The organism is Janibacter sp. HTCC2649 (genome assembly GCF_000152705.1).
In the GTDB taxonomy this organism is placed as follows: domain Bacteria; phylum Actinomycetota; class Actinomycetes; order Actinomycetales; family Dermatophilaceae; genus Knoellia.
In genome coordinates, this window is record NZ_CH672413.1 from 1,043,774 (window position 1) to 1,058,870 (window position 15,097).

Below are 15,097 nucleotides of genomic sequence, written 5' to 3' on the forward strand. Positions count from 1 at the left end.
GGCGGCATACCCGGTTGACGCACTTATTGACCAATAGGGCACGAATGGCGGCGCAGTGCTCAACCATTCGTGCCCTATTGGTCAGAAAGTGTCGGTCAGACGGCGCCGGGCTTCTGCATGAGCCCGCCGTCGGCGATGATCGTCGTCGCCGTGATGTAGGACGCGGCTTCACTCGCGGCGAAGCAGACGACCTTGCCCATCTCCTGTGGCGAACCGATGTACGACAACGGGATCGCCTTCTCGAGAGCTGTGGTCTCGGCAGGAGTGTCGTCGGCGTTGATGGGCGTGTTGATCGCGCCGGGTCCCACGCCGACCATGCGGATCTTGTCGGCGCCGAGCTCGACTCCGGCGGTGCGGGTGAGCATGCGCATGCCGCCCTTGGAGATGCAGTAGGCGAGGTCGCTCGGCATCGGCCAGTCCTCGTGGGTCGAGGTGATGTTGACGATGACCCCACCGTCGCCCTGTTTGCGCATCTGCTCGGCGGCGAGCTTGGAGCCGAACACCGCCCCCTTGAGGTTGATGTTCATGAGGAGGTCGTACTTCTCCTCGGTGAGGGTCGCGAGGGTCTCGCCGAACTCGACGCCCGCGTTGTTGACCATGACGTCGACGCGACCGTAGGCCCCGACCGCTGCCGCGATGAGCTTCTCGAGGTCGGCGACCTTGGAGACGTCCGCCTGGCACCCGATGGCCTCTCCCCCGGCGGCCTCGACGTCCTTGATGATCGCGTCGGTGGCCTCGGGGTGTGACACGAAGTCGATGACGACCTTCGCACCCTGGGCCGCGGCCTCGCGCACGATGCCTTCGCCGATGCCGCTGTTGCCACCGGTGACGATGACGACCCTGTCCTCCAGAGGGCGGGAGGTGCTGCTCTTGCTGGTCGGGCTCATGAGTCGATCTCCTCGCGCAGGGTGTCGGGCGTGGTGCAGATGAGGTGGGCCACGAGCGCGGTCCACCCGGTCTGGTGGGAGGCGCCGAGACCGACACCGTTGTCGCCGTTGAAGTGCTCGCTGAACGTCGGGTGGGCATCCCAGAGCGGACCCGGCGGATGCTCACGGGGAGTGCCCGGCCGGCGGCCACCATCGCCGGGCAGGAAGAGCGAGATGAGCCGCTCACGAACGCCGAAAGCGGCTTCCTCGAGCGGAACCTTATGGCCAGAGCCAGTCGGGAACTCGACCTCGACGTCGCCGTCGGCGCCGTCCGCGATGACGAGCAGCGCGTCGAGGATGAGGACGTTGGTCGGGAACCAGACCGGGCCACGCCAGTTCGAGTTGCCGCCGAACATCCCGGTCGAGGACTCGCCCGGGTCGTACTGGATGTGCACCGACGTGTCGCCCACGGCGATCTCGGCTCCACCTCGATAGGCCGCCGACAACGAACGTATGCCGTGCGGCGAGAGGAACTCGTCCTCGTCGAAGAGCCTGCGCAGCAACGCCTCCAGCCGTGAACGCACCACAGGGGTGAGGCTGTTGTGCACGACGTCGCCGTCCTGGCTGTGCAGCAGTGAGTCGGTGAGATCCGGGCGGCGGTCCTGCAGCCACTGCAACCGGGACCGGAAGTCGGTGAGCTCGTTGAAGGCCCACGCCGGCACGTTGGCGACGGCGATGAGCGGGAGCAACCCGACGAGGGAGCGCACCCGCACCGGCGAGCCGTTGTCGTGCTCGTCGACGAGGACGTCATAGAAGAACTCGTCCGTGTCGTCCCACAGCGAGACGCCCTCGGTGCCGAACGTCTCCATGGCCTCGGCGATGGAGAAGAAGTGCTCGAGGAAGGTTGTCGCGAGGCCGTCCCAGTCGCGGTCGATGCGACTCAGCTCGAGCGCGATCCGCAACATCTGGAGGCAGGTGAACGCCATCCAGCTCGTCGCGTCGGACTGCTCCAGCCGCCATCCGGGCGGCACCTCGCGCGACCGGTCGAAGACGCTGATGTTGTCCATCCCGAGGAAGCCGCCCTCGAAGAGGTTGGACCCGTCGGAGTCCTTGCGATTGAGCCACCAGGAGAAGTTGAAGAGCAGCTTGGTGAAGACGCGGACGAGGAAGCCGTGGTCCTGCGCGCCGTCGAGGACATAGACGTGCCACGCCGCCCATGCGTGCACGGGCGGGTTCACGTCGCTGAACTGCCATTCGTATGCCGGGAGCTGGCCGTTGGGATTCTGGCTCCACTCCCGACACATCAACATGAGCTGGTTCTTGGCGAAGGCCGGGTCCATGTGGGCAATCGCCACGGTGTGGAAGGCGAGGTCCCAGGCGGCGAACCAGGGGTACTCCCACTCGTCGGGCATCGAGATGACGTCGGCGAGGGCGACGTGGGTCCACGAGGTGTTGCGGGCGTAGGGCTCGCGGGCGCGGCGTGCCTCGGGAGGCGGCGGACCGGCGGGGTCGCCCTCGAGCCACTCGCGCACGTTGTAGCGATAGAGCTGTTTGCCCCAGTTGAGCCCGGCAAACGCGCGGCGTGCGACGAGGCGCTCCTCGTCCGCGGTGTGCTCCGGGATGATCGCCCCATAGAACGCGTCCGCGTCGCTGCGACGGGCAGTGAGGACGTCGTCGAAACCCTGCCCGAACGCGTCGGCCAGTCGTGGCTGCGCACTGGTGCTGTCGTCGGTGGGAACACCGGCCCACGCGTCGTCGTTGAGCCGCAACCGCACTCGCACCGTCTCACCGGGGGCGACCGCATCGAAGTGGTAGCGCAGGGCCACCTTGGTCCCCCGCCCATCGGTGGCGAGCAGGCTGGGGTCGGCATGGACGATCGCACGGTCGACAGCGTTCTTGGGGTGCGGGCTGAGACTCTCGCCATCGCCGAAGACCTCGGTCACGTTGGTCTCGTTGTCACAGACCAGCGTCTCGGGAACACCCTCGGCGATGAGCGTGACGACACCGATGTGCGCGTGCGTGGCCCGCAGGACGACCGTGCCCTCCGGCGCGTCACCCAGCACCTCGATGACCGGCTTGCGGTCGTCACGACCCCACGCCCACGTGTTGCGGAACCAGAACTGCGGGACGAGGTCGAGCGGCGCCGCCTCAGGGCCGTGGTTGGTCGCCTCGAAGGTCACGCAGATGTCGCCGGGAGTGCCCTTCGCATGGGTCGTGACGACGTCGAAGAAGCGGTCCTCGTCGAGGACCCCGGTGTCGACGAGCTGGATCTCGGGCACATCGCGACCGGACGACGCATTGTTGGCGCGCAAAGCGGCATACGGGAAGGCTTTGTGCGGGTAGCGGTAGAGGTGCTGCGCCCAGCTGTGGGTGGGGGTGGCGTCGAGGTGCCACCAGTACTCCTTGGCGTCCTCGCCGTGGTTGCCCTCGCTGTTGGTGAGGCCGAAGTAGCGCTCCTTGAGGCGGTCGTCCTGCCCGTTCCACACCGCGATGGCGAGGTTGAGGAAGCCGTAGCGGTCGCAGAGGCCGGCGATCCCGTCCTCACCCCAGCGGTAGGTGCGGGCGTGCGCGTGGTCGAACGGGAAGAAGGACCAGGCCTCGCCGTCGGCCGAGTAGTCCTCGCGGACCGTTCCCCACTGGCGCCCGGACACATAGGGACCCCACGCGCGCCAGGCGTCGCCGTCGTGGGGCGAGGCGTCGAGTCGGAGGTGCTCCTCGGTCTGGGGGCGCCCCTCGGGCTCGACAGACGTCATGGACTCCACTTTTGCATGCGGATGCGAGGATCTAGCCAATGACTTCGCATCCGTTGGCCGAACGCGCACTGTCGTCCGTGACAACGGACGCCGACGAGTTGTATGCCGTGTTCTCGGCCTGGGCGGTCGAGTCCGGGATCGAGCTCTATCCCCACCAGGACGAGGCCGTCATCGAGGTGGTGTCGGGGCGGCACGTGGTGCTGGCGACTCCGACCGGGTCCGGCAAGTCGTTGGTGGGTGTGGCGGCGCACTTTGCTGCGCTGGCTGGCGACCGGGTGAGCTTCTACACGGCGCCGATCAAGGCTTTGGTGAACGAGAAGTTCTTTGCGCTGTGCGACGTGTTCGGCGCGGAGAACGTGGGTTTGCTGACGGGTGATGCCGCGGTGAACGCGGACGCGCCCATCATCTGCTGCACTGCTGAGGTCTTGGCCAACATCGCTCTGCGAGAGGGCAGTTCGGCTGATGTCGGATTCGTCGTCATGGACGAGTTCCACTACTACGCCGACGGTCAGCGCGGCTGGGCGTGGCAGGTGCCGCTGCTCGAGCTGCCCCAGGCGCAGTTCCTGTTGATGTCGGCGACGTTGGGCGAGATGACCGAGATCCGCGAGGACCTCGTGCGTCGGACCGGGCGTGAGGTCGCGGTCGTGACGACGGCCGAACGACCGGTGCCGCTGTCCTTCACCTGGTCGCTCACTCCTTTGCCGGAGATGATGGAGGAGATCGTCACGACGCACCAGGCTCCGGTCTACGTCGTGCACCCCACGCAGCAGCTCGCGGCGGAGCACGCGGCGTCGCTCACGACCCTGAAGCTCCTCACGTCGGAGGAGAAGCTGGCGATCGCCGAGCGACTGGCCCCGGTGCGCTTCGCTGCTGGGTTCGGCAAGACGCTCTCCTCGCTGCTGCGCAAGGGAATCGGCGTGCACCACGCCGGCCTCCTCCCCCGCTACCGCCGGATCGTGGAGCAGCTCGCCCAGGCCGGGCTGCTCAAGGTCATCGCCGGGACCGACACCCTGGGCGTCGGCATCAACGTGCCGATCCGCACCGTGCTGTTCACCGGACTGGCCAAGTTCGACGGCCAGCGCGACCGGGTCTTCCGCTCGCGCGAGTTCCACCAGATCGCCGGTCGGGCCGGGCGCGCGGGCTACGACACGAGCGGTTCGGTGGTCGTCCAGGCACCGCCGCACATCATCGAGAACGAACGCAACATCGCCAAGGCCGGGGACGACCCCAAGAAGCTGCGCAAGGTCCAGCGCCGCAAGCCACCCGAGGGCTCGATCGTGTGGACCGAGCAGACCTTCGACAAGCTCGTGTCCAGCGAACCCGAGGCCCTGACCTCCAAGATGCGCATCGACAACTCGATGATCCTCGCGCTCATGGCCCGCCCCGGCGACCCCGTGGCTGCCCTGAGCCGACTCGTGCGCGACAACCACGAGAGCCTTCCCGGTCAGGCACGTCTGGCGCGGCGTGCGATCCGGCTGGGCCGTTCGCTCCTCGACTCGGGCGTCGTGGTGCGGTTGCCCGAGCCTGCCGCCGACGGGCGCACCGTCGATCTCACCGTCGACCTGCCGGCGGACTTCGCTCTCAACCAGCCGCTGGCGCACTTCGCCCTGGCCGTCCTGGATCTGCTCGACCCCGACTCCCCCACGCATGCCCTCGACGTCGTCTCGATCATCGAGTCCGTGCTCGACTCCCCCCGGCCCGTGCTCAGGGCGCAGCAGTGGACCGCCCGGGGCGAGCGCATCGCCGAGCTCAAGTCCGAGGGCGTCGAGTACGACGAGCGAACCGCCATCGTCGAGGAGATCACCTGGCCGCGCCCACTCCTCGAGATGTTGGAACCCGCCTACGAGACCTACCGGCAGACGCACCCCTGGCTCCCCGACGAGGCGCTCGACCCCAAGAGCATCGTCCGCGAGATGTGGGAGCAGGCGATGAGCTTTGGCGACCTCATCCGCCGCTACGGCCTGACCCGCTCCGAGGGCGTGGTGCTGCGCTACCTCTCAGACGCCTACCGGACCTTGCGCCAAACCGTGCCCGAGGCACACCGCGACGAGGAGCTCGACACCCTCATCGAGTGGCTCGGCGAGACCATCCGCCAGACCGACTCCTCGCTCATCGACGAGTGGGCCGCACTGACTGATCCCGAGTCCGTGCGCAACGCCGCCGCCACGCACGGCGAAGCCCCGCCGCCTCCGCGCCCGATCACCGCCAACGAGAGGGCCTTCCGCGCGATGGTCCGCCAGGCGATGTGGCGTCGGGTCGAGCTGGCCGACCGCGACAACGTCAACGCCCTGGCCCTGTTCGAGGCCGCGGCCGCCGCCATCCCCGAGGACGGCCGCGCTGCGGTCATGACCTATGGGGCCTGGGACGAGGCGCTCGCCGCCTACTGGGACGAGCACGGCTCCATAGGCCTCGACGGAGACGCCCGAAGCCCACAGCTCCTCCAGATCGAACCGGACAAGGCCGAAGTTCCCGGCCTCGACGACGAGACCGAGCACCGCATCTGGCGCGTCCGTCAGGTGCTTGCCGATCCGGCGGACGACCGCGACTGGGTCATCGAGGCCATCGCCGACCTGGACGCCAGCGACGCGGCTGGCGAGCTCGTCATGACCGCCACCGCCCTCCGCCGCCTTTAGGCCCCAACCGCCCTGGTCTCCGCGGCTCACGCAACTACGTCGATTCGCCACCATCCCATCCGCGCTACGCGCGCTGAGCGCGCTTCGCGCTCCCGCCAGGCCCAGCCAGCGGCGAATCGACGTAGTTGCGGTCGCTCTCGCGCGCCACTTTGCGGGTCGTCCCTAATTGCGGGGGTCGGGCTTCCGCACCAGGTTGTCGAGGCGTCTTGTCATGGTGATGTCGTCGCGCTCGTCGCCGTGGGCCACGCGGATGGCTCCGAGGACTCGACCGGACTCGTGGTAGCCGCAGGCCTCGTAGAACTTGGTCGTGCCGGTGCCGCTGCGCACGCCGAGGGTGAGGATCTCGACGCCGAGGTCGCGGGCCACGCGGTGCGTTCCGGCCATCAGGAGGCGACCGAGGTTGCGGCCCCGGGCCTCCGGGTCTGTCATGACCGTGTAGACCCAGCGGCCGTGCGAGAGAATGGGATTGGGACCCTCGGACAGGAAGGCGAGACCCAGGACGCGGTTGTTGGCGGCTGAGCGCTGGAGGACTGCGACCCGCATGCCGGCGGACATGTCCTGCTCGGCCGCAGAGAGTCGGGCGTCCACGGCGGCGCGGGGTGCGCCCGGCGTGAAGCCCACCGCTCCCCCGGCATCGTTGGTGCGGATCCACAGGTCGAGGATCTGCTCGCGGGTGGCGTCGTCGAACGACGTCACGGACTCCATCCGGGGAGCCTCGAAGACCGTCGACGGTGGCTCGTCCGGGAGGTCGTCATGCAGCACCCGCGTCCCCACCCGCTCGAAGCCGGAGCCCATCGCCGTCTTCACCGAGGGGGTGTTGATCTCCTTGACGAGCGCCCGGACGGGCAGCTCGGGCAGGTGCTCAACGGCGTGAGCTGCGGACGCCCGCGACATCTCCTTGCCGAACCCCCGCCCCTGGTGGTCGAACCCGAGCCGGTAGTAGAGATTGAGGAAGTGCGCATCCCCGTCGATCTGCTTTAGGCCGCACACCCCGACGACCGAGCCCGCCTCGCGATCCTGCGCCACCCAGAAGCCGAATTCCCGCTCGTCCCAATGCGTTCGGGTCGCCTCGAAGAACTCCTCGGCCGCTTCATCGGTGCTGGCCATGGCGTGCGGTGCGTGCCAGTACGTGCGCGAATCCCGGTGGAGGGCAACCCACTGGTCGCGGTCAGCGACGGTCGGTGGACGGAGCGTCAGGCGAGCGGTCTCGACAACAGGAGCGAACGGCATACCCAGATCTTATTGCAAACTATTCGCAATACGGCTGGGGACTTCCCAGTCAGAGGCGAGCAGGCCGTAGACCCACGAGTCGGACACGTCACCGTTGACGATGCAGTCCTGACGCAACGTCCCCTCACGCACGAATCCGAGCTTCTCCAGGACCCTCGCGGAGGCAACGTTGCGCGTGTCGGTCTCGGACTGGACCCGGTTGAGGTCCATCGTCGCGTAGGCCCACCGCAGGACAGCGCGGGCCGTCTCGGTTGCGTAGCCCTGCCCCCACGCCACCTCGGCGAAGCAGTAGCCCAACCCCGCACTCCGGAAGTCCGGGTTCCACCCGGTCAGGCCGCACCAGCCGAGGAAGGCCCCGTCGTCAAGCCGGTCGACGGCCAAACGCACCCCCGTGCCGTCCTCGGCCAGCTCGCGACATCTCTCGATGAACGCCTGCGCCCGATCGCGTTCGGTCCACGGCGGCGAATCCCAGAAGCGCAGGACGTGGGCATTGCTCTGCAGGGCGAACAGGGCCTCGGCGTCGTCGTCACGAAATGGGCGCAGCCGCAACCGTTCGGTGTGCAACGTGGGAGTGCGCAGGACGGTGCCAGCCATCGATCAGACCCGGTATGCCGCCAGCTCGGCTGCGAGGTCGGCGTTCACCCGAGCGGTGACGTGCGTTCCCTCGCTCACGTGCTCGCTCGCGAGGATCTCGCCCTCTTCGTGAAGCCGGCTGACGAGGTCACCGCGGTCATAAGGGACCAACACGTCGACGGAGATGTCCGGCTGGGGCAACTCGTCGGCGATGAGCGCCACCAGGGCGTCCATGCCAGCGCCCGTACGCGCCGAGACCACGATCACATGCTTCTCGTTGCGGCGCAGACGGTCGATCACCTCCGAGTCGGCGATGTCGGCCTTGTTGACGACGATGACCTCTTTGACGTCGGTCGCGTCGACATCGGCGAGCACGGAGCGCACGGCCGAGATCTGGCCCTCGGGGTCGGGGTGCGAGCCGTCGACGACGTGGAGGAGCAGGTCGGACTCGGCCACCTCCTCGAGGGTGGACCGGAAGGCCTCGACGAGCTGGTGCGGCAGGTGACGGACGAAGCCGACGGTGTCGGTGAACGTGAACTCGCGCCCATCAGGGGTCTCGCTGCGACGCACCGTCGGGTCGAGGGTGGCGAAGAGCTGGTTCTGCACCAGCACGCCAGCACCGGTGAGCCGGTTGAGGATTGAGGACTTGCCGGCATTGGTGTAGCCGGCGATCGCGACGCTGGGGATGGCGTTCGCGCGGCGCGAACCGCGTTTGGTGTCGCGGTGCGTCTTCATGCCGGCGATGTCGCGCTTGAGCTTCGCGACGCGCGTGTTGATGCGGCGGCGGTCGAGCTCGATCTTGGTCTCACCCGGACCACGCGAACCCATGCCCTGACCGCCGGCGGCCTGGCCACCGGCCTGACGGGACATCGACTCACCCCAACCACGCAGACGCGGCAGGAGGTACTGCAACTGGGCCAGCTCAACCTGGGCCTTGCCCTCACGACTCTTGGCGTGCTGGGCGAAGATGTCGAGGATCAGGGCCGTGCGGTCGATGACCTTGACCTTGACGACGTCCTCGAGCGCACGGCGCTGCGATGGAGCCAGCTCGCTGTCGCAGATGACCGTGTCGGCACCCTCGTTGATGACGATCTCGCGCAGCTCCTCGGCCTTGCCCTTGCCGAGATAGGTCGCGGTGTCGGGCTTCTGCCGTCGCTGCATGACGCCCTCGAGCACCTCGGCCCCGGCCGTCTCGGCCAGGGCGGCGAGCTCGCGCAGGGAGTTCTCGGCGTCGACGATGGTGCCTTCGCACCAGACGCTCGCGAGGACGACGCGCTCGAGCCGCAGCTGGCGGTACTCGACCTCGCTGATGTCCTCGAGCTCGGTCGAGAGGCCTTGGACGCGACGCAGCGCGGCGCGTTCCTCGCGCTCGAGCTGGTCCCCGTCGTAGAGGGCTGAAGGTGCGCTCTCGTCGCCATCGCCCTCGACCAGGAACCCGTCCTCGTCGAAGGCGTCGTCGGAGAGGGCGTCAGCTTGCCCAGAGAAGATGTGATGTCTCGCAGTCATGTTCCGTCTAGGGTCTCACCTATGACCGACTCGGGGCGAACGGATTCGGGGGACCACTACTTCACGGCTTCTCCGGCGAGCCCGGATGAGCGCCGCCCACTGGCCGTCACGCTCGCCGGACGCAGCGTCACGGTCCAGGTTGCACCCGGGATCTTCAGCCCCGGCGGACTCGACAAGGGCACGGCCGTCCTCCTCGACGAGGTCCCCGATCCCCCACCTTCGGGCCGCTTCCTCGACATCGGCTGCGGCTGGGGCCCCATCGCCCTGACCCTCGGCCTGCTCTCCGAGCACGCCGAAGTCCTTGCGGTTGACGTCAACGAACGCAGTGTCGACCTCACCAACCGCAACGCCACCACCCTCGACCTCCCCCACGTCACGGCGGTGACCCCGGACGCGGTCGACAGCAACGCGACCTACGACCTCATCTGGTCCAACCCCCCGATCCGCATCGGCAAGGCCGCCCTCCACGACCTCCTCCACCTCTGGCTCCCCCGCCTCGCCCCCGACGGCACGGCCTATCTCGTCGTCCAGCGCAACCTCGGGTCCGACAGCCTGCAGCGCTGGATCGAGTCAGACCTGGGTATGCCGTGTGCCCGCTTCGCGACCAACAAGGGCTTCCGCGTCCTCAAGGTCGACAAGAGCTGATCTCCTGTGTGCCTCGGAGCGGACATGGCCCGCTCCGAGGCACACAAGAGACGGGTTGATCACTCCTGCGGGTCGACGACCATCGCCGAGCCGCCACCGCGACGAGTCGGTTCGGCAGCCGCCGTCCACAGGGACGGGGTCAGGCTGCGGATGGCCGTTCCGTTGCCGATCACCGGAACGTCGCGCAACACGTGTCCCTTGGCCGTGAGTTCGGCACCGATGGCGGTGCCGAAAATGGCGCGCTCCGCGTCCTCCGCGCCGTTGCGGGACGAGAGTCGCGGCGCGGCCACAGCGTCACCCACCGGCAGACCTCGGTCGACGACGCCGGCGATGATCTGGGCGACGGTCGTGATGATCGTCGCGCCTCCGGGGCTGCCTGCGGTGAGCCAGGGCCTGCCGTCCTTGAGGATGATCGACGGGCTCATGGAGCTGCGCGGGCGCTTGCCAGCAGCTGGCAGGTTCGGGTCCGGCACTCCGGCCATGGTGGGCGCGAAGTTGAAGTCCGTGAGCTCATTGTTGAGCAGGAAGCCCCAGCCCGGCACCACCATGCCGGAGCCGCCGTACTGCTCGATCGTCAGCGTGTAGGTGACGACGTCGCCCCACTTGTCGGTGACGGTGAGCGACGTCGTCGAGTGTCCATCCCCGGGCAGGAGGGTGGTGCCAGCGGGCGTGCACTCGCCGTTGTAGCTGCCGTCGGGCGAGCCGAAGGGCACCGGTCGTGTCTGGGCCCTGTCCGGGTTGAACACGCACGAGCGCTCATCGGCGAACTCCTGTGAGGTGAGCTCACCTGTCGGCACGCCCGCGACGTCACCGACATAGCGGTTGCGGTCGGCGAAGGCCATGGCCGACGCCTCGCTGAACCAGTGCAGGTACTCCGCCTCCGAGAGGTCCGCCACGGCCGTGCCGGTGCGCTCCTCGAACGCCTCGAGGAGGTTGAGGATCTCCGAGACGGCGATGCCGCCACTGCTCGGGGTGTCCATGCCGTAGACGTCGAGACCCTTGTGCTCGCTGTGCGTCGGTGCCTTGTGATTGACCTTGTATGCCGCGAGGTCGGCTGCCGTCAGCTGCCCCTTCGGGACCGTCACCCCGGGCGCCGTGGTGGGGTTCTGGACCTCCTTCACGACGGCCGCACCCAAGCGACCCGTGTGCAAGGAGGCGATGCCGTGGGTGCGCAGTTCGCGATAGGCCTTGGCAAGGTCCGGGTTGCGCTGAACGCCGCCGACGGGCACGGGCGCCCCACCCGGCAGGTAGATCGCGGCCGTCGCCGGGAACATCGCGAACCGCTTGGCGTTGCCGAGCGTGTCTGCGTAGAAGGTGTCGTCGACGACGAATCCCTTGCGGGCGATCTCCTCGGCCGGCTTGAGGATCTGGTTGAGACTCATCGTCCCGTAGGTCTTGAGGGCTTCGTCCCACGTCGCAGCCGTGCCCGGCGTACCCACGGACAGTCCGGAATTCACCACCGTGTCGAAGTTCATCGGCGAGCCATCCGGGTTGAGGAAGACCTTGTCGTGGAACGTCGCTGGTGCCGTCTCGCGCCCGTCCAACGTGCTGACCTTGCCCGTCTGCGCGTCGTAGTGGACGAAGAAACCACCCCCACCGATCCCCGAAGAGTACGGCTCCACCGTCGCCACAGCCGCCGCCGTCGCCACCGCCGCATCAGCCGCCGTCCCACCTCTCTTGAGGATGTCGATGCCCACTTGCGACGCAATGGGATCCACGGAAGCAACTGCTCCCCCACCACCCGTCATCACCGGCACCTTGGGCAGCTCATGCCCCACAGGCGGCGGCCCGCTGAGCGTGGGTTGAGGAGCAGCCGTGGCAGGCACGGCAAGAGCCGCAGCCACACCACCTGCAGCAACAAGGGCGAGGACTGTCGTAGGAGTTCTCATGTCATCGACGCTAGGAGTGACCCGCCAGTACCGCATCCGGAGCAGGTGCGCGCCGGGACGACCAACCTTGCGCATGGCTGTGCGTGCTCAGTCGCCCTTCGGGCTTCGCGCGCCCAGTTCTTTGACTGCCGCGCCTTCGCTTGATTGGCGCGCTACGCCCTGCGGTCGAACGCACGCACAGTCATGCGCTGCGGTTGGCCGGGAGGCCTCAGAGGGCGGACAGGTCGACTGTGCCGTCCGCGACGAGAGCTGCGGGGCCCGCGAGTTCTACCTCGTGGTTGGGCAGACCTCGGACGCGCAGCCGTCCGCCGGGGACGTCAACGGTCCAGTCCTGGGTGGGCTCGGCCTGACCGGCCCAGAAGCTCGTCGCGAGGGCGGCGGCACACACACCGGTTCCGCACGATCGGGTCTCGCCGACGCCTCGCTCGTGGACGCGCATCGCGATGTGGCCGGCGCCGACGACGCGGACGAACTCGACGTTGGTGCCGTTCGACGGGACGGGCCGGACCTCGGGAACGTGGAAGAGGTCGAGGGTGGCGAGATCGACCGACTCCGGGAGGGCGACGACGGTGTGCGGGTTGCCCATGTCGACCGAGAGGGCCGACCACGGGTCCTCCGCCAGCGGGCGTTCGCGGAGGAGCACCAAGGAGTCGAAGCCGTCGGTCTCTGCCTTGGCGGGGTCGGTGAAGCGCCACGCGCCCATGTTGGTGGCAATCGTGGCGTGGTCGCCGGAGCCTTCGAAGCGGATGCCCTTGATGCCGCCGCGCGTGGCGATCTCGAACTCGTCAGCCGTCTCGAGACCTTCACGACGCAGGTATGCCGCGAAGACCCGGGTGCCGTTGCCGCACATCTCGGCGAAGGAGCCGTCGGCGTTGCGATAGTCCATGAACCAAGGGGCCCGACCGGCTTGCGCCCGCACGGCGTCCTCGGTCGCTGACGCGGTGGGGACGACACGGATGACGCCATCGCCACCGATGCCGGCCTGTCGGTCGGCGAGGCGACGCACCACGTCGGCCTCGAGGTTCAGGCGTGCGTCGACGTCGGGCAGCAGAACGAAGTCGTTCTCGGTCCCGTGGCCCTTGGTGAAACGCAGCGTGGTCATGTCACCCATTGTCCGCGCTCGTTTGCTTCACCAGGGCAATTGCGTCATCGAGCGCACCCTCGGCACTCGGGTCGAACCAGACGATCCGCGGGTCCGGGCGAAACCACGACTCCTGGCGCCGGGCGTAGCGCCGCGTCATCTGGGCGGTCTCGGCCTGGGCGTCGGCCTCGCTCATCGTGCCGTCGATCTCGGCCAGCGCTTGGGCATACCCGAGTGCACGCGAAGCAGTTCGACCGTCGCGAATCCCCTGCGGCACAAGGCCCTTGACCTCGTCGATGAGCCCATCGCGCCACATCTGCGCGACCCGAGCGACGATCCGCTCGTCGAGGAGTTCACGTGGCGGTCGAAGGCCGATCATCAATGTGGGATGCAGATGACGCCGCTCGGGCATCGTGGCACTGAAGGGCCGGCCGGTGATCTCGGTGACCTCCAGCGCGCGGACGAGCCGCCGCACGTTGTGGCGCCCGATCCGCTGTGCCGCAACCGGATCGCGCTCGAACAGCACGGCATACGTGGCAGCCGAACCGCGCTCCTCCGCCTCTCCTTCGAGGCGAGCCCGCACGTCCGGGTCGGTCGGGGGGATCTCGAGGTGGTCGAGCGCTGCCCGCACATAGAGACCGGAGCCCCCAGCAATGACGGGGTGCAGCCCGCGGGCACGGATGTCGTCGATCGACACCCTCGCCTCGCGCTGATAACGCGCGATGGTGGCGTCGTCGGTGACGTCGAGGACGTCGATCTGGTGGTGCGGCACTCCGCGTCGCTCGGCCACCGGCAGCTTGGCCGTGCCGATGTCCATGCCGCGATAGAGCTGCATGGCGTCCGTGCTCACGACCTCGCCACCGACCATCTCCGCGACACGCAGCGCCAGGTCGGACTTGCCGCTTGCGGTCGGTCCGACGACCGCGATGACGAGCGGGTCGTCAGCGGGCAAGTTCGTCCTCGGACCTGGAGTGGTCCTCGGAGTGACCGCCCTCGGCCTCGAACTCGTCCTCATCAACGTCGTCGTGACCGAACGGGTCACGGTCCTGGCCGGGCATCCAGGTCAGTCCGGGGGTGCCCCACTCGTTGGCCTTGACCGCCTTCTTGGCCTTGCGGGCCCACTTGCCCTGCAGCCGGTCGACGTAGAGGAAGCCGTTGAGGTGGTCGTACTCGTGCTGGAACATACGAGCGAACCAGCCCGTCGCGGCATACGAGACGTCGTTGCCGTCGAGGTCGAGACCGGTGAGCGTCGCCGTCTCGCCCCGCCGCAGAGGGAAGGACTCCCCCGGGACCGAGAGGCAACCCTCGGACTCGTCGGCGGGGACCGGGTCGCCGGCGACCGGCTTGCTCGCGGTGACGAACGGGTTGATGACGACCCCTCGCGGCGGGATGCCGTCGTGGTTGTCCATCTGCCAGGTGAAGATGCGCAGTCCCACACCGACCTGTGGTGCGGCCAGCCCGACACCTCGCGCGGCGTCCATCGTCTCGAACATGTCGGCCACGAGTTCGCGGATGCCGTCGTCGATGACCTCGACGGATTCGGCGCGGCGATGGAGCACCGGCTCGCCGGTGATGGTGATGGGACGAATCGTCATGAACCCATTGTCGCAAACTGTGGGCAAATGGTCCGACCCCGCTCTGTGTTTGCGCAGGATCGTGGGGCACAGTGGTAAGTGCCCGAACCCCCGAGTAGTGAGGAGCCCCCATGAGTTTGTTCGACAAGGCCAAGGACCTGCTCGGCGAGCACGCCGACAAGGTGGAGGACCTGAGCGATCAGGGCATCGACAAGGCCGGTGAGTTCGCCGAGAGCAAGGGCCTGGACGCCGACAAGGTTGACCAGGGGCAAGAGTTTCTGGACGACAGGATTGGCGAGCCCGGCCCCGACCGGGTCTGACGCCGCAACGAAGGGCCCCGACCACAC

General features: G+C 68.1%; 12 protein-coding genes. 3 read left to right on the forward strand and 9 right to left on the reverse strand.

Translation table 11 applies throughout. The features are described from left to right. Positions 1 to 95 precede the first annotated feature (95 nt). Both JNB_RS05030 and JNB_RS05035 read right to left on the reverse strand, forming a co-directional pair. Positions 96 to 887, reverse strand: a complete 792-nt coding sequence (locus JNB_RS05030) for an SDR family NAD(P)-dependent oxidoreductase (protein ID WP_009775334.1) — start codon at positions 885 to 887, stop codon at positions 96 to 98. After that, positions 884 to 3,619 (reverse strand): glucosidase, encoded by a 2,736-nt coding sequence (locus tag JNB_RS05035; RefSeq protein ID WP_040883614.1) that lies wholly within the window; start codon positions 3,617 to 3,619, stop codon positions 884 to 886. The genes JNB_RS05030 and JNB_RS05035 overlap by 4 nt, the downstream gene beginning before the upstream one ends. Positions 3,620 to 3,657: 38 nt before the next feature. Between JNB_RS05035 and JNB_RS05040 the strand changes: the two genes are divergently transcribed. Then, positions 3,658 to 6,252: an RNA helicase gene (locus JNB_RS05040; protein WP_009775336.1), complete on the forward strand. Its 2,595-nt coding sequence runs from the start codon at positions 3,658 to 3,660 to the stop codon at positions 6,250 to 6,252. 162 nt (positions 6,253 to 6,414) lie between these two features. On the opposite strand, the gene JNB_RS20275 is transcribed toward JNB_RS05040, so the two are convergent. Genes JNB_RS20275 through hflX form a run of 3 tightly spaced genes read right to left on the reverse strand, consistent with a single transcriptional unit; the run spans position 6,415 to position 9,561 of the window. Further along, entirely contained in the window at positions 6,415 to 7,482 is a 1,068-nt protein-coding gene (locus tag JNB_RS20275; RefSeq protein ID WP_009775337.1) for a GNAT family N-acetyltransferase, read from the reverse strand. A gap of 9 nt (positions 7,483 to 7,491) precedes the next feature. Continuing rightward, positions 7,492 to 8,076: a GNAT family N-acetyltransferase gene (locus JNB_RS05050; protein ID WP_009775338.1), complete on the reverse strand. Its 585-nt coding sequence runs from the start codon at positions 8,074 to 8,076 to the stop codon at positions 7,492 to 7,494. A 3-nt stretch (positions 8,077 to 8,079) separates the two neighbouring features. Next, on the reverse strand, positions 8,080 to 9,561 hold the full coding sequence (hflX, locus tag JNB_RS05055) for a GTPase HflX (RefSeq protein WP_009775339.1): 1,482 nt from the start codon (positions 9,559 to 9,561) through the stop codon (positions 8,080 to 8,082). 21 nt (positions 9,562 to 9,582) lie between these two features. On the opposite strand from hflX, the gene JNB_RS05060 reads away from it, so the two are divergent. Continuing rightward, complete coding sequence (locus JNB_RS05060) at positions 9,583 to 10,206, forward strand: class I SAM-dependent methyltransferase (protein WP_009775340.1); 624 nt, start codon at positions 9,583 to 9,585, stop codon at positions 10,204 to 10,206. 59 nt (positions 10,207 to 10,265) lie between these two features. Here JNB_RS05060 and ggt read toward each other — a convergent pair whose 3' ends face one another. From ggt to def, 4 genes are all read right to left on the reverse strand, one after another. Continuing rightward, entirely contained in the window at positions 10,266 to 12,095 is a 1,830-nt protein-coding gene (gene ggt / locus JNB_RS05065; RefSeq protein ID WP_040883615.1) for a gamma-glutamyltransferase, read from the reverse strand. Between the two features lie 208 nt (positions 12,096 to 12,303). Then, a complete protein-coding gene (gene dapF, locus JNB_RS05070; RefSeq protein ID WP_009775342.1) occupies positions 12,304 to 13,206 on the reverse strand; it encodes a diaminopimelate epimerase in 903 nt (300 codons plus the stop codon). Then, on the reverse strand, positions 13,199 to 14,128 hold the full coding sequence (miaA, locus tag JNB_RS05075; RefSeq protein WP_009775343.1) for a tRNA (adenosine(37)-N6)-dimethylallyltransferase MiaA: 930 nt from the start codon (positions 14,126 to 14,128) through the stop codon (positions 13,199 to 13,201). The genes dapF and miaA overlap by 8 nt, the downstream gene beginning before the upstream one ends. Next, the gene (gene def / locus JNB_RS05080; protein ID WP_009775344.1) at positions 14,118 to 14,771 is read right to left on the reverse strand and encodes a peptide deformylase; all 654 of its coding nucleotides are present in this window, start codon (positions 14,769 to 14,771) and stop codon (positions 14,118 to 14,120) included. The genes miaA and def overlap by 11 nt, the downstream gene beginning before the upstream one ends. 110 nt (positions 14,772 to 14,881) lie before the next feature. Between def and JNB_RS05085 the strand changes: the two genes are divergently transcribed. Then, positions 14,882 to 15,070 (forward strand): antitoxin, encoded by a 189-nt coding sequence (locus tag JNB_RS05085; RefSeq protein WP_009775345.1) that lies wholly within the window; start codon positions 14,882 to 14,884, stop codon positions 15,068 to 15,070. Positions 15,071 to 15,097 lie beyond the last annotated feature (27 nt).